The 21,130-nt window shown below is 36.7% G+C and carries 10 protein-coding genes and 1 tRNA gene; 7 read left to right on the forward strand and 4 right to left on the reverse strand.

Annotated features, from left to right (window positions below; genetic code table 11):
• The first annotated feature begins 56 nt into the window (after positions 1 to 56).
• Positions 57 to 130: transfer RNA gene (locus JM84_RS11145), tRNA-Arg, on the forward strand.
• 353 nt (positions 131 to 483) lie between these two features.
• Positions 484 to 708: a helix-turn-helix transcriptional regulator gene (locus JM84_RS11150; protein WP_013751899.1), complete on the forward strand. Its 225-nt coding sequence runs from the start codon at positions 484 to 486 to the stop codon at positions 706 to 708.
• Positions 709 to 1,071: 363 nt separating this feature from the next.
• Here the strand turns inward: JM84_RS11150 and JM84_RS15395 are convergent, their stop codons facing one another.
• Together JM84_RS15395 and JM84_RS11155 are read right to left on the reverse strand one after the other, a co-directional pair.
• A complete protein-coding gene (locus JM84_RS15395) occupies positions 1,072 to 1,233 on the reverse strand; it encodes a hypothetical protein (RefSeq protein WP_186439120.1) in 162 nt (53 codons plus the stop codon).
• A 322-nt stretch (positions 1,234 to 1,555) separates the two neighbouring features.
• Positions 1,556 to 2,197, reverse strand: coding sequence for a 4'-phosphopantetheinyl transferase family protein (locus JM84_RS11155; RefSeq protein ID WP_144784291.1), 642 nt, complete (start codon positions 2,195 to 2,197; stop codon positions 1,556 to 1,558).
• 119 nt (positions 2,198 to 2,316) lie between these two features.
• On the opposite strand from JM84_RS11155, the gene JM84_RS11160 reads away from it, so the two are divergent.
• The 5 genes from JM84_RS11160 (at position 2,317) to JM84_RS11180 (ending at position 18,830) form a co-directional block, all read left to right on the forward strand.
• A complete protein-coding gene (locus JM84_RS11160; RefSeq protein ID WP_013751895.1) occupies positions 2,317 to 2,934 on the forward strand; it encodes a TetR/AcrR family transcriptional regulator in 618 nt (205 codons plus the stop codon).
• Positions 2,935 to 2,940: 6 nt separating this feature from the next.
• Positions 2,941 to 7,560 carry a type I polyketide synthase gene (locus tag JM84_RS11165; protein ID WP_144784293.1) on the forward strand — a complete coding sequence of 1,540 codons (4,620 nt, stop codon included), beginning with the start codon at positions 2,941 to 2,943 and terminating at the stop codon, positions 7,558 to 7,560.
• Between the two features lie 128 nt (positions 7,561 to 7,688).
• The gene (locus JM84_RS11170) at positions 7,689 to 10,055 is read left to right on the forward strand and encodes an SDR family NAD(P)-dependent oxidoreductase (protein ID WP_144784296.1); all 2,367 of its coding nucleotides are present in this window, start codon (positions 7,689 to 7,691) and stop codon (positions 10,053 to 10,055) included.
• A 48-nt stretch (positions 10,056 to 10,103) separates the two neighbouring features.
• Positions 10,104 to 16,808, forward strand: coding sequence for a PfaB family protein (locus tag JM84_RS11175; RefSeq protein WP_144784298.1), 6,705 nt, complete (start codon positions 10,104 to 10,106; stop codon positions 16,806 to 16,808).
• Between the two features lie 447 nt (positions 16,809 to 17,255).
• Positions 17,256 to 18,830, forward strand: a complete 1,575-nt coding sequence (locus tag JM84_RS11180; RefSeq protein WP_144784300.1) for a PfaD family polyunsaturated fatty acid/polyketide biosynthesis protein — start codon at positions 17,256 to 17,258, stop codon at positions 18,828 to 18,830.
• A 281-nt stretch (positions 18,831 to 19,111) separates the two neighbouring features.
• Here JM84_RS11180 and JM84_RS11185 read toward each other — a convergent pair whose 3' ends face one another.
• Positions 19,112 to 20,080, reverse strand: coding sequence for a type I phosphomannose isomerase catalytic subunit (locus JM84_RS11185; RefSeq protein ID WP_144784302.1), 969 nt, complete (start codon positions 20,078 to 20,080; stop codon positions 19,112 to 19,114).
• 57 nt (positions 20,081 to 20,137) lie between these two features.
• Complete coding sequence (locus JM84_RS11190) at positions 20,138 to 20,947, reverse strand: dolichyl-phosphate beta-glucosyltransferase (RefSeq protein WP_144784304.1); 810 nt, start codon at positions 20,945 to 20,947, stop codon at positions 20,138 to 20,140.
• Positions 20,948 to 21,130: the final 183 nt, after the last annotated feature.

Below are 21,130 nucleotides of genomic sequence, written 5' to 3' on the forward strand. Positions count from 1 at the left end.
AAAAAACAGTTGTATATTTGCACCCCGAAACGAATAAGTAATTATTCTCTCAATTAGGCCTCGTGGCGCAACTGAATAGCGCACTTGATTACGGCTCAAGAGGTTACAGGTTTGAATCCTGTCGAGGTCACGAAAAGCTTTGCAAAAAGCACCATAACTGCGCTAATCCTAGGATTAGCGCAGTTTTTTATTTTATATGGTTTCGTTTAATATCATTTAAATGCAAAATGTAAGGTAGCAACTGCTACCACAAAGTACTTTCGAAGTACCTACGTATCTTCATTAGTTAATATACAATAGCTTAATAACTTGCTACAACTAATAGATGAAATTAAATTTCATTCAAAATCTTCCCATTTTCTTACAAATAACAGACTGAAATACTAAGAAAAATATCAATAACTCAAATTATGAGACCTAAAGTTAACTCTATTGATAGATTTGAATACATTTGCTATTGCAAACCCTTAACATACTAACATAATGAGTAATACTAATCTAATACTTAGCAAGACTGATAAGAAGATTTTAAAATTGATGTCAAAAGGAATGACTCAATTAGAGATTTCAAAAAAATTAGCCGCAAACAATGAGTCGCCTAGTAGCGTTTCTCACATAGAGAAACTAGTTATGAAACTTAAGAAAAAATACAAAGCTACAACATCATTTCAATTAGGTGTTTTACTTCACAGTAATGGAGTTGTCTAATAGATTTGTTAATCTATCAAATAGAATTCTTGTACTTTAACATGTCGCTGGTAACTACAGTTAGTTCGCAAATGAAAAGCAATTCCTATCGGTTTCCTAAGACTGATTAGGTGATAAACTTTTACAGCTGTTAGACTTACATGAAATTTTAGTCTCATAAATAAACTATATTTATCTATATGTATCCTTATATTTCAAAACTATAGAGATCACCATTCTACGATAAATATTGACTTTTTATTTTATAAGTTTTTAAATTAATTTAAATAAAAAAAGCTTGCATCATACAAGCTTTTTTTATTGAAATTATTATTTTGATTTTTGTTCTGATACCTTATGATTTTTTTTGTGTACAGCATTTTCCTAGTTGGATAAAGTCTTACTTCCAATTTTACTAGATTCCCCAGCATCTCGTTTAATTTTGGTGGAATACTCATTTTGATCTCTATACTGATTTATGCGCTTTTCTTTATGAACACCATGCTCTTTACTATCGATGTTTGCCGCTCTATCTGTAGTATCCATAATTATTAAGTTACATTAATTTTCTTTTAATTTTTCTCAAGTTTGGAATAAATTTCTCTTTAAAAGACCGTTTATTTTTTACCCAATCGTAAGTGTAATACCCTAATTGAGCGATTGTAACTATTCTGGATAATTTAACTATTAATTTCATGTTAGTTGTTTTAGTTTTTCCTAAAATTAAAAGAAAGCCTAGCTTGATTTAATAAGATTAAGACATTTAAACTTGCAAGAGTTAACGCCTTCTAAATGATTAAACTATGAAGTAATTTATTTAAACTTTCCAAATAGAGACGTCTAGCTTTTGAAAATTCTGAGACAAATATTAATTTAATAACTCTTCTAATTCAACACATCTAACTTTTAGGAATAGTTCTTTCTCCATTGCAACTATACCATTATAATCAGAATGAAAATTGAAGACTTCAAAATAAAATCGTTCGTTATTATAGATACCGTGTTTTTCAAAAACGAAAAGTTTCTTTATTTCCTTCAAACTACAACCTACTGCTTTGAGTAAAGCTTCTTTCCTTACCCAATACCAATAGAATCTATCTAATGGATTATTATCTTCTTTAATATCGCTCCACTCTAAATCCGTGAAGAGATATTTAAATAACTTTAAATCTATATCCTTCCTCTTCTCAATGTCGATGCCCACCTGAAAAACGGTACCAAAAATTAAAACTACGTACCCATTACTATGCGATATTGAAAAATTGACATTAGTAAAACTTGGTTTTCCCTTATCAGAATACGTGATATTTTCTATTGAAAAACTTGAATATTCATTTTCTGAAATTGCTTTTTTCAATAGTAATCTTCCCGTTATAAAGCTTAAGAAACTTTCCTTATTGAGGTACCTTAATGCCCTATTGACTATGGACTCAGGTAAATTTTTTAATAATTCCTCATCGATGAATTGCTGACTGTTATTAGAAAAATTAACGATCCAAATTTCTCCCATTTTATTATTGTTGAAAAACATTTATGATAAAATCTCAATTAGTCTCGTTTATAATTCCTTTTTTTGTGGTACCAACTAATACTTTTTTGGTACCACTTGGTCAAATTTAGGAAAACAATATGATTACCAGGGAACATATCATAGAGATAACAACTCAACTGTATTTAAAAAATGGAGTAAAATCTGTTACCATGGCAGATATCAGTAAGGAGTTGAGTACCTCTAAGCGTACTATCTATAATCACTTTATAGACAAAACTGATTTAATGCAAGCTTGTGTAGAGCAATATCTTGCAGGAATCAGAACTAAAAATGACGATATTATTAATACCTCTAGCTCTGCTATTGAAGCAATGGGTATGATTCAGCAACAGATTTTAAAAAGAGCAGATTACAGCAACGCTAACTTTTATAAAGAGGTACTTAAATATTACCCTAGTATATTAAAAGACTCCTATAAAAAGAATGCAGAGTTTGCTTTTCGAGAGTTACTCTATTTATCTAAATGGGGTGTAAAAGATGGGTTATTCAGGAAAGACTTGGACCCAGAAGTTACGATGGCTACAGTTCAAACTCTTTTGAAATTATGTAATAATAACAAAGTCTTTCCATCAGAACATTTTTCTAAAGCTAGACTTACCGAAGGTATTATGGTTGCTTACTTGAGAGGATTATGTACTGACAAAGGTCTTTTGGAAGTTGAAAAACAAAAGCATCTTTACTTAACTATAGAATAAGAAAATATGGACACTATTAATAGTTCACTCAAAAAAACGCCTGTAGCAATTATTGGCTTATCTGCTATGTTTGCAGATGCAATAAATGTAGAGCAGTTTTGGAATAATATTATAAGTCAAAAAGATAGTATAGTAGATGTTCCTGCATCGCGTTGGAAAATAGAAGATTATTACGATGCAGATCCTATGGTTGCAGATAAAACATACTGCAAAAAAGGTGGTTTTATTCCCGATGTAGACTTTAATCCAATGGAATTTGGATTGCCTCCTAATATTTTGGAAGTAACAGATGCCTCTCAATTACTAGCTTTAATAGCTGCTAGAGATGCATTTGAGGATGCGGGTTATGGTAGAGAATCTGATAAGTTTACAGCGTTATTAAAAGAAAAAACAGGAGTTATTCTCGGTGTAGGTGGTGGACAAAAATTGATTACCCCACTTACTTCTAGATTACAAGCTCCTATTTGGGAAGCTGCTTTGAGAAGTAGTGGAATAAGCGATACAGACATTCCTCACATTGTAGATAAAATGAAGAAAGCATATATAGGATGGAATGAAAATTCTTTTCCAGGTATGTTAGGTAACGTTATTTCTGGCCGTATTACAAATCGTTTTGATCTAGGAGGTATTAACTCTGTAGTAGATGCTGCTTGTGCCGCCTCGCTTTCAGCTGTAAAAATGGCTGTTTCTGAGTTAATAGAAGGAAGATGTGATATGATGTTAACAGGAGGAGTTGATACAGACAATTCTCCTTTTATGTACATGTCCTTTTCTAAAACGCCAGCATTCTCTCGTAAGGGAAGTATTCGTCCATTTGATACAGACTCTGATGGTATGTTAATAGGCGAAGGTGTAGGAATGCTTGTCTTAAAAAGATTAGAAGATGCAGAGCGTGATGGAGATAGAATTTATGGTTTACTTACTGGTGTAGGTTCTTCTAGTGACGGTCGCTATAAATCGGTTTACGCTCCCCGTCCACAAGGACAAGCGCTAGCTATGCAACGCGCCTATGATGAAGCAGGTTATGATGCCTCTACCGTAAGACTAATAGAAGGTCATGGTACTGCTACTGGAGCTGGTGATGCTGCCGAATTTGAGTCTATGTCAATGGTTTTTGGTAAAAACAATGCGACAAAAAATAATATTGGGATAGGCTCTGTAAAATCACAAGTAGGACATACCAAAGCTGCTGCAGGTGCAGCCGGAATGATTAAAGCAGCCTTAGCGCTATATCATAAAGTTTTACCTGGCACCATAAATGTTACAAAGCCGCATGACAAATTTGGAATAGAAAACTCTCCTTTTTACGTAAATTCAGAAACAAGACCTTGGTTTAAAAATGGGGTTCCTCGTAGAGCGGGATTGTCTGCTTTTGGCTTTGGTGGTGTTAATGTCCATTTTGCAATGGAAGAATATGAAAAGAAAAATTCTTTTACAGATAGAATACATCAATCTTTTCATAGTATATACATTAAAGGAGCGAATACAGAAGACTTATTAACGCTTCTTAAAAATGCTCATACTGCGTTAAATAGCAAAGAAGCGAACACTGCATTCTACAATTTAAAAGAAAATTCAAAACAAGGCACAGCAAAGAAAAGTGAAGCCCGTTTAGGCTTTGTAGCCGAGTCTCTCGTTGATTGTATTTCAAAACTTGAAATTGCAATCAAACAATTAGAAAGCAATAAGAATGCTTGGTCTCACCCTAGAGGCGTATTCTTTAGACCTAATGGAATCTCGAGTACTACAAAAGTTGCGTCATTATTCTCAGGTCAAGGTTCGCAGTATGCAAACATGGCAAAAGAAGCTACCTGTAGTTTTGAAAGGATACAACAAACCATTGCAGATTTTGATGCCAAAAAAGGATATGATTTAGCAAATAAAATATATCCAAAACCTGTATTCACAGAAGAGGATAAAGCTATTTTAGAAAAAAACATTACTAATACTGAGTTTGCACAACCCGCAATCGGGGCTATTAGTTTAGGGTACTACAATGTATTCAAAGATGCCGGTTTTATAAGTGATATGGTCGCTGGACATAGTTTTGGTGAACTTACAGCTCTTTGTGCTTCTGGAGTTATAAGTCAAGATGATTATATGACGCTTGCTATCGCACGTGGAAATGCCATGGCAGGTAAAAATACAAGTGGTGACGCTGGCACAATGCTAGCCGTAAAAGCTTCGGCTTCAGAAATCGAACCTTTGATTACCACTATACCAGATATTTCTATTGCGAATATCAACTCTTCGAGTCAAATAGTTTTAGGAGGAACCACAGAAGGTATTACTAAGGCTAAGACACTATTAGATAGTAAAAAATACCGCTCTATCTTATTACCTGTCTCTGCAGCCTTCCACACAGATTGTGTAGGACATGCTCAAAAACCATTTGAAAAAAGTATAGAGACTATAGAATTTACTAGCCCTACCATTCCGGTATACTCAAATTCTACTGGAAATTCTTATCCAACTGAGCCAAGTGAGATTAAGAAAATTTTAGGACAACATATTTTAAATTCAGTTGACTTTAAGAGCGAGGTCGAAAATATGTATGCTGCAGGAGCGAGGGTTTTTGTTGAGTTTGGACCTAAGTCTATTCTTACAAACCTGGTAAAAGATATACTGGCAGACAAAGAGCATTTTGTAGTTACTACAAATGCAAAAGCAACAAAAGACAGTGACTTACAAATCAGAGAAGCAGCAATACAGCTACAAGTACTAGGGTGTAAATTAAATGCAATTGATCGCAATGCTCGTCAAGAAAAGAAGCCTGTAACTGAGCCTAAAGTAGCCGTTAAAATTGCAGGAAACAACTATGTGAGTCCAGCAACGCAAAAAGCCTATAAAGATGTGTTGAATAACGGGTTTAAAGTAAGTTGCGCCACAGATATTATTAAAACTGAAGAAGATATTAAGGAAATAGAAGTTATCTCAGAAGTGATAAACGCAGTTCCTACATACACAAGTGAAGAAGATCTTACAGACCAAGAAACAGAAGAAGATATGATGGTAGATGTTATTAAAAGTGCCATAGAAGGCATCAAAGAGAATCAATCTAAAACATTAGATATGTTCCAAACTATTTTGATGGAACAAAATAAACAAACCGCACAATTACTAAACTTATTATCTGGAAACCTTGCCCCAGATGAAAATATTCTAGAAGCTCCTACAGCTCGACTATCTATTGACACTCCAGCTCCTGAGGCCCCTGTAACAAAACCAATTGTGACTCCTACTGCTGTGCAGCCTACCGTAGAAAAGAATTTTGCAACCCCTGCTTCTGCACCTGTAGTAGAAACTGCCGTTCCTGCTACTGGTAATTCAGAAATGTTAGACCTTATGTTAAGCGTTGTAGCAGACAAAACAGGATATCCTACAGAAATGTTAGAACTAAGCATGGATATGGAAGCAGATCTAGGCATCGATTCTATTAAACGTGTGGAGATTTTTGGAGCAATTACTGAGCAATCTGATAAGCTTTCAAACATCAATCCTAATGACTTAACTGAGCTTAGAACATTACAAGAAATTGTAAACTATATCTCTGCAAAAGCAGGAATTAGTACAACAGCAACTCCAGTTTCTCCTACTGTTAAGGAAATAGTAGCAGCTCCTGTTGCTGCCCCAGTAGCACAAGCGACACCAATCGCTGGAAACTCAGAAATGCTAGACCTTATGTTAAGCGTTGTAGCAGACAAAACAGGGTATCCTGCAGAGATGTTAGAATTAAGCATGGATATGGAAGCTGATCTTGGGATTGATTCTATTAAACGTGTGGAGATTTTTGGAGCGATTACCGAGCAATCGGATAAACTATCAGACATCAACCCTAATGACTTAACAGAGCTTAGAACACTGCAAGAGATTGTAGATTATATCTCAGCAAAAGCAGGAATACGTACAACCGCAACTCCAGTTGCACAAAGGGCAAAAGAGGTTGTTACCGCTCCTGTTGCCGCTCCTGCAGCGCAAACGACAACAACAACTTCTAGCAACTCAGAAATGCTAGACCTTATGTTAAGCGTTGTAGCAGATAAAACGGGATATCCTGGAGAAATGCTAGAACTGAGCATGGATATGGAAGCAGATCTCGGGATCGATTCTATTAAACGTGTTGAGATTTTTGGAGCTATCACAGAACAGTCAGATAAACTATCAGACATCAATCCGAACGACTTAACAGAGCTTAGAACATTACAAGAAATTGTAGATTATATCTCTGTAAAAGCAGGAATAAGCACAACGGCTGCAACAGTTGAAACAGCAGTCACAGCTTCTCCAGAAGTTGTTGGCACCGATTTATTCTCTACTCCTATTGTTGAGACAGCAGCTCCTACTGAAGGAAATTCAGAAATGCTAGACTTGATGTTAAGCGTAGTAGCAGATAAGACGGGATACCCGGCAGAGATGCTAGAACTAAGTATGGACATGGAAGCAGATCTTGGTATCGATTCTATAAAACGTGTAGAAATATTTGGAGCAATCACAGAGCAATCTGACAAGCTATCAGACATCAACCCTAACGACTTAACAGAGCTTAGAACATTGCAAGAAATTGTTGACTACATCTCTGCAAAGGCAGGTATTTCAAGTAAAAAAAAAAGTCTGAGCCTAGCTTAACTACAGAACAAAAAAACAATGTAGGTAAGGAAAATAAAATTCAACAAGAATTCTCCTTACCTACTAATTTTCATGGTGTACCAAGAAAATCAATTGGCTTAAAGGTTATTCCTAGAATTGATGTTTTAGTGCAAGATATTCCTGCTTTAAAACCTGTTGTCATAACAGATGAAGGAGGTCCTATTACACTTGCTGTAAAAACTAAATTAGAGAGTGAAGGACATCAGGTTATTGTACTTCAATTTGACGCAATTAAAAAGAATACATCCATTAAAGATGGAATTTCGATTGCCGAAATAAACAATCAAAACATTAAGAACGCTGTAGATAGCATCTTAGCCAATAATGAAATTGGGGCTTTTATGTATTTACACCCACATTTCACCTTTTCTGGTCATAATTTCACACAGCATTTTGCTATAGAACGCACCTTATTAAAAGCCACATTCTTACTGGCTAAATATTTACAAGCTCCATTAAATGCAACGAGCAAAACACAGCGCACAGCCTTTATGACGGTTTCTCGTTTAGATGGGAAATTTGGTATGGACCAGCGTTCAGATATTTCTATCATCGCAGGCGGATTATCAGGGTTGACTAAGTGTATGAACTTAGAATGGTCTCCTGTATTCTGTAGAGCCATTGATGCACAGCCCGAGTTGTCCCCAGAAGAAATTGCCGATAATTTATTTTTAGAATTACACGATGCAGATGTACGTTATGTTGATGTAGCTATTAATGAAAAAGGCAGAATGACTTACGAGGTTACCCCCAATGAAGTTGCTGCTACAGATGATTATAAACAAACAGTTACAGATAAAGATGTTTTCTTAGTTGCTGGCGGTGGTAGAGGCGTTACGGCTACGTGTATCAAAGAAATGAACGCAGCTTTTAAGTCTAAATTCATCTTACTAGGTAGATCCTCTTTAGATTTTGAATTACCAGCATATGCGTTAAAAGAAAATAACCCTGCCAAGCTGAAGAACGCTATTATGCAGGATTTGAAAGCTAGCGGAGAGAAAGTTTCGATTAAAGGATTAAATAGTCTATTCAATAAATATGTTGCCAAAAAAGAGATAGAAGAAACTATTGCTACGATCAAAGCAGCTGGTGGAGATGCCATATATGTAGCTGGTGATGTGACAAACTTAACCATCAAACCAGAGTTGCTAAAGATAGAAAAGCAGTGGGGTAAAATCACAGGCATCATACACGGTGCTGGCCGACTGGCAGATAAACTCATTCAAGATAAAACAGAAGAAATTTTTGACAATGTCACTTCCGTGAAATTGGACGGTTTATTAAACCTTCTAAAAATGGTAAATATAAATGAGTTGAAACATCTCATTATGTTCTCCTCGGTCGCTGGTTTTTACGGAAACGTAGGACAATCTGATTATGCAATGGCAAATGAAATATTGAGTACTGCCGCACATTTATTTAGTACAAACCACCCTAATACTAAAGTTACCGCAATAAACTGGGGAGCTTGGGAAGGCGGAATGGTAAGTCCAGAACTACAAAAAATGTTTAAAGAGGCTGGTGTTTCTTTAGTAAATCACCCTGGAGGCGCGGCTCGTTTTGTTCAAGAATTAAATGGTGCATATCATAACCAACCTCAAGTGATCATCGGCGGTACATTGCCAGCTGGTATTTCAGATATTTCTGGAGACCTAAAAACGTATACTATTCAACGGAATTTGAGCCTCAAAGAGAATACATTTTTGAATCATCACGTAATTCAAGGAAGCCCTGTATTACCCATGGTAAATGCTACGGCTTGGATGGCAGATTCTTGTGTAAAATTATTTCCAGATTATAAATTGGCAAGCATAGAAGATGTAAAACTCTTCAAAGGAATTGTGTTTGACGGGACTGAGAAGGAGATTTATTTCACGAAAGTGAAAGAACAATTAAAAACAGCAGACACCATCGTCTGTGAGGTAAGCGTGTACAGTAAAGGAGCAAAACTACCACTCAATCACTATAGAGCTACAGTTACGCTTTCGCGAAAGCGTACTGAAAAACCAACATTCAAAACACCAAAACTAGTTGAGAATAAAATAGACGGAGCTACTTTTTATAAAGATGGTTCGTTATTCCACGGTGCTTTTTACCAAGGCATAGAGGAGGTTATTGCGATGGATGAATCGCACGTATTATTAAAATGTAAAGCTCCAGCGGTTTCTTATGAAGATCAAGGTCAGTTCCCTAGTACAAGTTTGAATGCATTCTTCTTAGATATTCAATATCAAGGAATGGTGGTTTGGGTACAAAAATATCATAATGGCGCTAATAGCTTGCCATTACAGACTTTAAAAGGGAAGGTTTACGGAGAAATTCAAGCTAACAAAAGTTACTACGTACACATAAAAATCCAAGAAAACACAGAGACGAAAATGATTGCAGACTGCACCGTTTATGACGATAACGAAGATGTTATTTTGTTTACAAAAGGAGCCGGATTAACTGTTTCAAGAGAATTAGTTTGGTAAAAGTTATTTCTCATGTATTGCAATAATCGTCTCAAGTAGCTACAAAAAATGAAAGAAAAAATAGCAATTATCGGTATGTCATCCCTTTTTCCAGGGTCTAAAACACTTCAAGAGTTTTGGAACAACCTTATGGATAAAAAGGACTTAACTGGTATGGCAACAAAAGATGATTTTGGCGCAGACCCAGAACTCTTTTATAATAAAAACAAAGGTGTTATAGATAGCTGTTACTCCTTACGAGGTGGGTATATACGTGACTATAGTTTTAATAGTGCAGATTTTGGGGCTAAGGATTTAGACAGTTTAGACCAAATGTATCAATGGGGTCTACAGGTTACAAAAGATGCTTTGGTACACGGAGGCTACTGGAAGAATGAAGAAGCTTTAGATCGTTGCGGAGTTATTTTTGGGAATTTATCGTTCCCTACAAAATCGTCACATAAAATTCTTGCGCCTGTCTATACACAAACACTTGAAAAAGGAATTAAAACCTTGTTGAAAGTTGATGATTTTGAAATGCCAGCAACGGAATTTCAGATTCCAGAAAACAATCCTATAGAAGGAGATGTTTCGGAATTAGTGAAGAATACCATTGGTTTAAAGGGAACCAATTTTGACCTAGATGCCGCTTGTGCTTCTTCCTTATATGCTATAAAGATGGCGTGTGATGAGCTATTAACGGGTAAAGCAGATATGATGCTCGCAGGAGCTGTTTGCTCGTCTGATCAGTTGTTTATCCATATGGGGTTTTCTATTTTTCACGCTTATGCAGCACACGATAAAAAATACTCTCCTCTAGATAAAGATTCTGCTGGACTCGTATCTTCTGAAGGTGCTGGAATGATTCTATTAAAACGTTTATCTGATGCAGAGCGAGATGGAGATAATATCATAGGGGTTATTTCTGGAATTGGATTATCAAACGATGGTGCAGGTAAATTCTTATTAAGCCCTAATCCCAAAGGACAAACATTAGCCTACGAAAGAGCCTATAATGGCACGATTAAAAAAGAGGATACTTCTTACATAGAATGTCACGCAACGGGAACTCCGCTGGGTGATGTTACAGAAATCAATTCGCTTGAAACCTTTTTTAGTAACAATCCAGAAAAGGTACGTTTAGGTTCTGTAAAGTCAAATATGGGACATATGCTTACGGCTGCGGGAATGCCTAGCTTAATGAAAGTCTTACTATCTATGGAGCATGATATGATTCCTCCAGGGATTAATATGGAAACGGCGATCCAGTCTGAAAATGGTTGGTTTTCACGTGAGCAAATTATAGAAGAGCCGCTGATATGGGAAGCAAAAGATAAACAAGCCGCTGTAAACTCATTTGGTTTTGGAGGTACAAACGCCCATCTCGTTGTAGAAAGCTATCAAAAAAAGGAAATTAAAAAGCATCAGGATGTCTCTTTGAAAGAAATGGCCATCACGAGTATGGAAGTTCATTTTGGAGATTGTGATAATCTGGAAACGTTTTATCAATCCATTTTTAATGGGAAACAGCACTTCTCTGTAATGCCATCTACGAGATGGAAGGGCTTTGAGAAAAATGACGAACTGCTCGCTACGTTTGGTCTAAATACTCAAAATCCTATTAAAGGAAACTTTATAGAGGACTTTGATATGGATTTGATGCGCTATAAAATCCAGCCTAATGAGATTAGCACTATGGAGCCACAACAGGCGCTTATTCTCAAAGTTGCAGATCAAGCGATTCAAAAATCTAATCTAAAAAGAGGGGAAAACGTAGCGGTGCTAATTGCTATGAATCCTGAACTTGCGATACATCATTATCTAGCGCGTTGGGACAGTCAGTGGCAATTAGACAAAGCGCTGGACAGTGCGGGTATTGCACTAGGAGAAACACAAAAAGAAACATTACTTGCCGAGTGTCGCAATATATTATACCAGATAGGCAATGTACAAACGCCTAGTCAGCACACTAGTTTTGTGGGTAATATTATGTCGAGTCGTATCTCTGCTTTATGGGATTTTAATGGGCCTTCATTTACGATTACAAACGGTGATAACGGAACAACGAGAGCTCTCGAAGTAGCGCAGAATATGCTCTCTCTAGGCGAAGTAGATGCTGTGGTTGTGGGAGCTGTAGATTTTTCGGCTGGTATGGAAGCGGTATTGTTGCGCAATCTAGTGACTAGCATAAATCAAGATAAACAACCAAGTTTATCTTTTAATGTAGATGATTATGGCTGGTTAATAGGTGAAGGAGCCTCTGCTATCGTATTAAAAGCAAGTGACCGCATTGATGAGAAGGATAAGATCTTTGCAAAAATTGAAGCTATAGGAGATATCGCAATCACTGAGAATATCGCCTTACAAGAACTTGTAGCCTCTGGATTTGACCAAGAAAATCAATTGGAACAAACACAGCTACTAGCCAATAATCCTACCAGTAAAATTGCCTTAGGATCTGTAAAAACCAATATTGGTCATACGTTTGCAGCGGCTGGACTCGCTTCTATTGTAAAAACAGCCTTGTGTGTATATCATCAATTTATTCCAGGAATTCCAAATTGGCGATCGGTAAAGAATGATGCTTTTAAAAACAGTAATTACTACTTCCCTAGCCTATCACGACCTTGGGTTAATGAAACAGAACAGCCCAGACAAGCATTGGTAAATTTGAGCGCACATTCTCGTGTAAAATTATCAGAATTTACACAACCTAAACCTCACAACATTGACAATTTCTTGGAGAAGCATTTATTTGTTTTAAAAGGAAATACGCCAGCAGAACTTAAGGTACAGTTACAACAACTTAATGAAGACATACTTACTAATGACTTAGCATTTGTTGCACAAGCTTGTTTTGATAAAGCAGCAACCACAAAAGCAACTTACAGTATTGTTCTTATTGCGTCAACCACAAAAACGATAGCGCAAGACATCGTTTTTATTGATAAAAAACTCGAGCAGTCCTTTGCAGAAAACACAGATATAAAACTACCTAGCGGTTCTTTCTTTAGCCCAAATCCGAGTGGTACAAAAGGAGATTTGGCATTTGTATATCCAGGTTCGGCAACTACTTATGAAGGCTTAGGGCAAGATCTATTTCAGTTTTTTCCTAATCTGCTAAGTGATTTTGAGAATCATATTCCCAACTTGAAAGACTTCTTTGGTTTAGACTATTTATTCCCGAAAAAGCAAGACAGTACAACGCCTTCACCCAACATTCAAGAAGATGCCATCTCTATGATGTCTGCAGGGGTATTGTACTCGACCTTGTACACGCACATATTGACGACTTATTTTGGCGTACAACCCAAAGCTGCGATGGGCTATTCTATGGGAGAATGTAGCTCCATGTGGTACTCCTTTGGTATTTGGAATCCAGGTGAGGGAACAAAAGTATTCCGCAACTCCCCTATTTTTAAAAACAAGTTTTCTGGCAATCTAGAACTCTTAGCCGAAGAATGGAATATCAGCTCAGAAGAAGCAAAAGCAAGATGGCAGAGTTGGATTTTACTAGAAACTAAAGAAAAAGTAGTAACACAAATCTCAGCTTTTGATAAAGTGTCCATCACTTTTGTAAACTCCGAAAAAGAATTAATCGTTTCTGGCGATAAAAGCCAGTGCGAAGCATTGATTGCTGCGCTTAATTGTCCATCGGTATTGGTGCCTTTTCAAAATATTATCCACAATGAGTTCTGTAAAAAAGAGTATGACGGATTGATCGAAATGCATAATTTCCCAATAGAAAATAAACCAGAAATTGATTTTTACTCTAGCTTAACAGGGGAGAAAATCCCTATGGATTCGCTGAAAATCGCAGAGAATTCGACAAAAGTGTGCTATAAGACTGTTGATTTTCCCGCTTTCGCGAAAAAAATGTCTAGCAACGGGTTTAGCACTTTTGTAGAACTTGGTCCTAATAGTACGTGTACTGGCTGGATAAAAGATACACTAGATCAAAACAATCACGCCGCTTGTGCGATTGATAAAAAAGGCACAAGTTCTATACAATCATTATACGAGTGTCTAGCACAATTAATTTCAAACGGGATCGACATTGATTTGAGCTTGCTATATCCTAATGCTAATCAAGAACCCGTCAAAAAACGATTCACTAAAAAAGTAACAACAGGTGGTACCCCTGTATATGACGTGTTATTATCTGAGGAGATGAAGCAACAGTTTGCCACAATCAAACGAAAAGAAAAAACAGCTTCTCTAGAAAAAACTGAAGATGCAAGTATACGCTTTCGCGAAAGCGTAAAAACAACCACCACACATAGAGTAGAAAAAATAGCTAGTATGATAGATACAGAACAGCCAAAAACTGCGACTAAAATCGGAGAAAATGGTTTAAAATTACAAGATTACAATGACCCAAATCATCTAAAAGATAAGAACATCATTTTCACCAAAGAAGATCTTATTGAATTTTCTGAAGGGAAAATTGGTAATGTTTTTGGAGCAGAATACAATGTTATTGACCAGTATAAACGTAGAGTAATGTTACCTATGGATCCTTACTTATTAGTAAGCAGAGTCACAGGTCTTGATGCCAAGCTAGGAGAGTATAAGCCGTCTACCATGCAAACCGAGTATGATATTCCATACAATTCTGGCTATGCGACAGATACACAAATTCCTTGGGCAGTCTCTGTAGAGTCTGGACAATGTGATTTGATGTTGATTTCTTATCTAGGAATTGATCTTGAAAATAAGGGAGAGTATGTGTATCGCCTTCTAGATTGTACGCTTACTTTTCTAGATGATTTACCTTTTGAAGGGCAAACATTACGCTATGATATATCTATCAATTCATTTGTAAGAAATGGCGGTAATTTGCTGTTTTTCTTTAGCTACGAGTGTTTTGTAGAAGATCGTATGGTCTTAAAAATGACGAACGGTGTTGCTGGTTTCTTTACTGATGAAGAATTAAGTAAAGGAAACGGAGTGGTATACACAGACGGTGAAAAGAAAGCACTGGCAGGTGTAGAAAAGAAAACATTCATTCCTTTTTTGACCACTAAGAAAACTGCTTTTGACATAGAAGATCTAAGACATCTCATCAATGGAGATGCACATAAATGTTTTGATGATATTTCATATTTCCCAAATGGCAGAAATGAATCTATACGTCTAGCTCCAGAAAAAATGTTGATGCTAGATCGCATTACCAAAGCAGATGTGCACGGAGGAGCTTATGGTTTAGGAGAAATTATAGCCGAAAAAGACCTGAGTCCAGACGATTGGTATTTTCCTTGTCACTTTAGAGATGACCAAGTGCTAGCAGGTTCTTTGCAAGCAGAAGGCGGCGGTAACTTATTGCGCTTCTTTATGATGATGCTAGGACTACAACGTCTTAAAAAAGATGCTCGTTTTCAGCCTATTTATGGAGTACAGCAAAAAGTACGATGTAGGAAAGAGGTGACGCCTAATGATAAAAAACTAGTGTACCGCTTAGTGATAAAAGATATCGGGTTATTACCTGATCCTTATGTGATAGGAGATTTGGAGATTATTGTAGACGATGTGATTACCGTACATTTTGAAAATCTAGGATTGCAGTTAAGAGAAAAAGACAATCCAAAATACTTAGAGGAACCTAAAAAAATAACCGAGAATGTACTTTTAAACGAGAACGATATTGAAACATTTGCTTTAGGTAGACTTGCAGATTGTTTTGGTCCAGAATATGCGGTGTATGATAACAGATCATTATCGCGCCAACCTAATACCGACTTACAAGTGGTAAGCCGTGTGATTAAAATTGACGGAGAGCGTTTTGATTTTTCAAAGCCAACAAATATCTGGACAGAATATGATGTGCCTCAAGATGCTTGGTATTACAAGCAAAATGCCTCGATGACGATGCCGTATGCGGTATTGATGGAAATCGCTTTACAACCTTGTGGATTATTAGGTGCATATCTAGGAAGTACGCTACAGTTTCCAGACAAGGATTTATACTTTAGAAATCTAGATGGTGATGGAGAAATGTTTGACTTGCCTACCGGTACAGATTTTAGAGGAAAAGTAATCGCAAATAAATCGACGCTAACCTCTTCTACCTCATTGGGAGGTTTTGTGATCCAGAAATACCTATTTGAAGTATCTGTAGACGGACACGTGTTTTATAAAGGATTTTCTTCTTTTGGATTCTTTCCTAAGGAAGCCTTAGCGCAGCAAGTAGGTCTCGATAAAGGAGAGGATGTCGCAGCTTGGTATGTGCAAAACAACTTGACCACCAAAAATTACTTCCAAATCAAGCTTGATTCTCTTTATGCAAAAATGAAGCTGTATAAAGAAAATGATAAAACAAATACCTTCCGCTTGGCCGAAAATCAACTAGATCTTTTAGACAGTGGTTTAGTGGTTAAAAACGGAGGAGAGTTTGGTAAAGGATATATCCATTGTTCTAAAGCAATACATACCTACGACTGGTTCTTTACCTGTCATTTTTATTCTGACCCAGTAATGCCAGGGTCTTTAGGTGTAGAAGCAATCTCACAAGCGATGCAATTATTTGCATTACAACAAGACCTAGGAAAAGATTTTAAAAATCCGCGTTTTGTACAAGTAGAGAACAACAAAACCGAATGGAAATATCGTGGTCAAATAAAAGTGAATGTAGAAAATATGCACCTAGAAGTGCACTTTAAAACCATCGAAAAACGAGGAGATACACTGGTATTAATTGCAAACGCATATCTCTGGAATGAAGGAACAAGAATCTACCAATCGACAGATTTGGCACTAGGGATTCAAGAGGGGTAGGTAAGTGAACATCTCCTCCCAGCCTCCTCTTCAAAGAGGAGGAGCTAAAAAACGTGGAATCGATTTTTGTATCCCCGGCCCTAAAGGAAGCAAAATCAAAGATGAAGAATAAGCCACCCTTTAGGGTTGGGGAATGCTTATTAGAAATCTAGTAGTTTGAGTACGCTTTCGCGAAAGCGTAAAAAATTAGAATATTGAACCAATTTTTGTTTCCCAGCCATGAAGGGAGCAAAAATTAAAGATGATGAATAAGTTACCCTTTAGGGTTGGGGAAAGCTTATTCGATGATTTTTATTTTCCCCTGCCCTAAAGAGAGCAAAAATCAAAGATGAAGAATAAGCCACCCTTTAGGGTTGGGGAAGGCTTATTAGATGATTAATTTATAAAACAATACAGCGCGTCAAAAATCTAAGATTTTACATAAGTGCTGAAATAAAAAAATAAGAAATGATTGACTTAAAATGGATAGGATCTCCGAGAGAGATTTCATTTGACATCCAAGGAATGTCTGAAAAATTAAAAAACACTGCCACTCCTTGTTATATTGTTGAGGATTTATCTGGTCGTACAGGGGTAACAAATACGGGAACTATTCAGTCTGAAGGGAAAGGTTTATTTTTAAAAGCCATCGTACCCGCATTTACTGCTGCCGATTTTGGGGACACTTCGTTTAAAGAAGATTACCAGTTAAAATACGCTTATAAAGGAGGCGCTATGGCTAACGGTATTGCCTCTACAGATATGGTAATCGCTTTAGGAAAGAACGAGATGATAGGTTCTTTTGGTGCTGCAGGGATGATTCCTGCTCGTGTTAAGGAAGCCATTGCAACCATCCAGAACGCCTTACCTACGCAAGCTTATGCGTGTAACCTTATACACAGTCCTATTGAAAAGGCACTAGAAGAAGGCGCTGTAAATTTATATATAGAACACGGTGTAAAGGTGGTAGAAGCTTCGGCTTATATGAACTTATCTGAGCAAATTGTAAAGTATAGAGCGGTAGGGTTGAGTCTTGACGCTCAAGGCGAAATTGTGATTGGCAATAAAGTAATAGCTAAGGTTTCTAGAAAAGAAGTCGCACAACGTTTTATGTCTCCAGCTCCGCTTCAATTTTTAGAAAAGTTATTGGCTGCTGGAAGTATAACGCAAGAACAATATGACCTTGCTCAGAAAGTACCTATGGCAGATGATATTACGGTAGAAGCAGACTCTGGTGGGCATACAGATAATCGTCCTCTGGTAGTGTTGTTTCCTATCATCTTACAACTGCGAGATGAAATTCAGGCAACCTACAATTACAAAAAACAAATTAGAGTGGGCGCCGCAGGAGGAATAGGGACTCCAGCCTCTGCCCTAGCTGCTTTTTCTATGGGAGCTGCTTATGTAGTAACTGGATCCATTAATCAGGCCTGTGTAGAGTCTGGAACTTCTGATGTTGTAAAAGAATTACTTTCTAAGGTTGCCTCGACAGATGTTACGATGGCACCAGCGTCAGATATGTTTGAACTTGGTGTAGAATTACAAGTGTTGAAACGTGGAACCTTGTTTGGTGCGAGAGCAAAAAAACTTTATGAGGTCTACACGCGCTGTGACGGGATTGATGATATCCCAGCAGAAGAACGACTTAAACTGGAGACTAAAACTTTTAAAATGTCACTAGAACAAGTTTGGGATGGTTGTGTGAGCTTCTTTGAAGAAAGAGATCCAGAACAAATAGAAAAAGCACAAGGAAATCCAAAACGTAAAATGGCCTTGATTTTCCGTTGGTATCTAGGCCTGTCTTCCAACTGGGCAAATGCAGGAACTCCAGATAGAGTAATGGATTATCAAATATGGTGTGGCCCAGCTATGGGTGCTTTTAATGAGTGGACAAAAGATTCATACTTAAGCGATGCCAAAAATAGAAAAGTAGCAGATGTTGCTACTCATTTATTAGAAGGTGCGGCATATCTACATAGAATCAACACCATCAGAGATCAAGGGGTAGATTTACCACTTGAGTTGTTGCAGTTAGCTATTTGAAAGGTTGGGTTGTATAACAGTTTAATGAAAACGGAGCACTATATCTATAAAAAGTACGCTTTCGCAAAAGCGTGACTACCACAAGTAGTACTGTTTCACATAATAACTTAGAACTATTCTTATAAACCTTCATCATGCAAAAAATCCTCATCGTCAAATGACAATGAGGATTTATTATATAATCTATACATAACCTTAGTATTGCTTAATCTTATAGAAGTAACAATAACAACAACGTACATCCTAGATTTACTAAGGGATTTACGTACAGAAATAATTCATTAATCAATATATACTTCTAGAAATTGAGCATCTTTTGCAAAGAAAAAAGCTTCTTTAGTATTTGCTGGAAGTAAAACGGTCTCACCTTTAAATACAATTTCTGTCTTATTATTTACGGTTACAGAGGCACAACCCTCTACACACATAAGTATTACAAAAGAATCTAGATTTGCATAAGACTTTTCATAGGCTTTATTAACTCGTAACACGTTGGTTGTAAAGTAATCGCAAGCAACCACATTTGACGAAGTATTACCATCTGTATGGCATTCTTTTTTACACTCCTCATAAAATTCTCTTGTTGCGGCAACAGATTGATCAAGATGCAAATCTCTTTTTTGACCTTCTTTATCTTTGCGATCCCAGTCATATACTCTATACGTGATATCTGAAGTTTGCTGTATCTCTGCTGCGAGTACTCCTGCTCCTATAGCATGAATCTTTCCTGCTGGGATAAAATATGCATCACCTCTTGTTACTTTTTCTTTATTAAATACATCATATACGTTATCTCCTGTTACATCACGTAAGATTTCTGTATTTGCGTTTTTATCTTTAAGGCCTAATATGATCTCTGCTTCTTCTTCGTGATCCATGATGTACCACATTTCGGTTTTACCGTATGAGTTATGATCCCTTTGTGCCATCTCATCATCTGGGTGTACTTGAACAGAAAGATTAGTTTTTGCATCTAAAAACTTTATAAGCAACGGAAACTCATTTCCAAATCGTTCATAATTTGCAGCTCCTACAAACTCGCTTGTGTGGTTTTCTAAAAGAGAAACTAGTGATTCTCCTTCGTATAATCCATTTGCTACCTGTGATATATTTCCTTCTACTCCAGATATTTCCCAGCTCTCACCGGTCGTATCGCTAGTACATTTCTTGTTAAGTACTGATTTTAGTTTAGATCCGCCCCAGATTTTTTCTTGAAGAATAGGCTCAAATTTTATTGGATAGATGTTCATAATAGTAGATTTGATGTGGATAAATGATGTTTTATGGGGACTAGGAAACAGTAATTGTTATGCTGCTATAGAAAATTCTTGAGACATAGTGTCTAATGCAAATTCTGTAGGGATAGCACTGGCTGCTGTATTGCTTTGAAAAGCATAGTTCATCCAGATTTGTGTAAGATTCATTGGGATTTGTAAAGCGTCTTTCATTCCTAACTTAGAATCATCAACATGTACCCATCTCATAAGTGGCTGCTCAAAGATGTTGTTCATTGTGTTATCTTTTCCTAGGTAGCTCTTAAGACGTAAGAAGATCTCAACATCAAATAACCATCTGCTAGTAAAAGCATTGTCATATACTACAGGTACGATACTTCTTGTAAATACTTTTGCTCCACACTGCGTGTCTCTTATAGGTAATCCTAAGATTAATAAGATAAACTGCTTCACAAATTTTGAAAACATGTTTCTCATAAAGTTACGTTCTATCGTACCGCTTCCTAAAGCGTTTCTAGAACCGAATACTACGAGCTTTCCCTCAGTCTTCAGAGTTTTAACGAGGTCCTTAAAATCTCTGAAGTCTGTTGAGAGGTCTGCATCCATAAATCCTATCGTAGAGATAGTAGACTTGCTATATAAGAATCTAGCTCCTGCTCTTACAGCGGTTGCTTTACCAGAGTTCTTTTTAACATCTACAATGCTTATTGAATTAGGCGCTTGTTCTTTCATACTATAAAGTACCTCTAGCGTTTTATCTTTACTTCCGTCATTTACAAAACATAAATGATAATCGCTGTTTTCTTTAATGAATGACACAAATGCGTTTGTGTTAAGTCTCTTTTCTTCGTTGTAGCAAGGGATGATTATTCCAGTTTTCATAATGTGTGTTTTTGTGTGTTGTTATTGTTTTACAGTACAAACATACCTCGCTTTTCTCGTTGACAGCCAGTGTTTTCGACGGCTAACGGCTTACTATAGACGGTTACCACTCGTCGAAGGTTAAACCATTTATCGAAAGAACTATCTTTGATTCAGAATATTAAAAAGGGTATCTTTTCACTC

Origin of the sequence: Dokdonia sp. Hel_I_63 (assembly GCF_007827285.1) — a bacterium.
Taxonomy (GTDB): Bacteria; Bacteroidota; Bacteroidia; order Flavobacteriales; family Flavobacteriaceae; genus Dokdonia.

Bases quoted from the DNA above. Each gene is read 5' to 3' on its own strand.
- JM84_RS11165 (WP_144784293.1), top strand. From the start codon at position 2,941: ATGGACACTATTAATAGTTCACTCAAAAAAACGCCTGTAGCAATTATT.
- JM84_RS11185 (WP_144784302.1), bottom strand. From the start codon at position 20,080: ATGAACATCTATCCAATAAAATTTGAGCCTATTCTTCAAGAAAAAATC.
- JM84_RS11190 (WP_144784304.1), bottom strand. From the start codon at position 20,947: ATGAAAACTGGAATAATCATCCCTTGCTACAACGAAGAAAAGAGACTT.
- JM84_RS11160 (WP_013751895.1), top strand. From the start codon at position 2,317: ATGATTACCAGGGAACATATCATAGAGATAACAACTCAACTGTATTTA.
- JM84_RS11155 (WP_144784291.1), bottom strand. From the start codon at position 2,197: ATGGGAGAAATTTGGATCGTTAATTTTTCTAATAACAGTCAGCAATTC.
- JM84_RS15395 (WP_186439120.1), bottom strand. From the start codon at position 1,233: ATGGATACTACAGATAGAGCGGCAAACATCGATAGTAAAGAGCATGGT.
- JM84_RS11175 (WP_144784298.1), top strand. From the start codon at position 10,104: ATGAAAGAAAAAATAGCAATTATCGGTATGTCATCCCTTTTTCCAGGG.
- JM84_RS11180 (WP_144784300.1), top strand. From the start codon at position 17,256: ATGATTGACTTAAAATGGATAGGATCTCCGAGAGAGATTTCATTTGAC.
- JM84_RS11150 (WP_013751899.1), top strand. From the start codon at position 484: ATGAGTAATACTAATCTAATACTTAGCAAGACTGATAAGAAGATTTTA.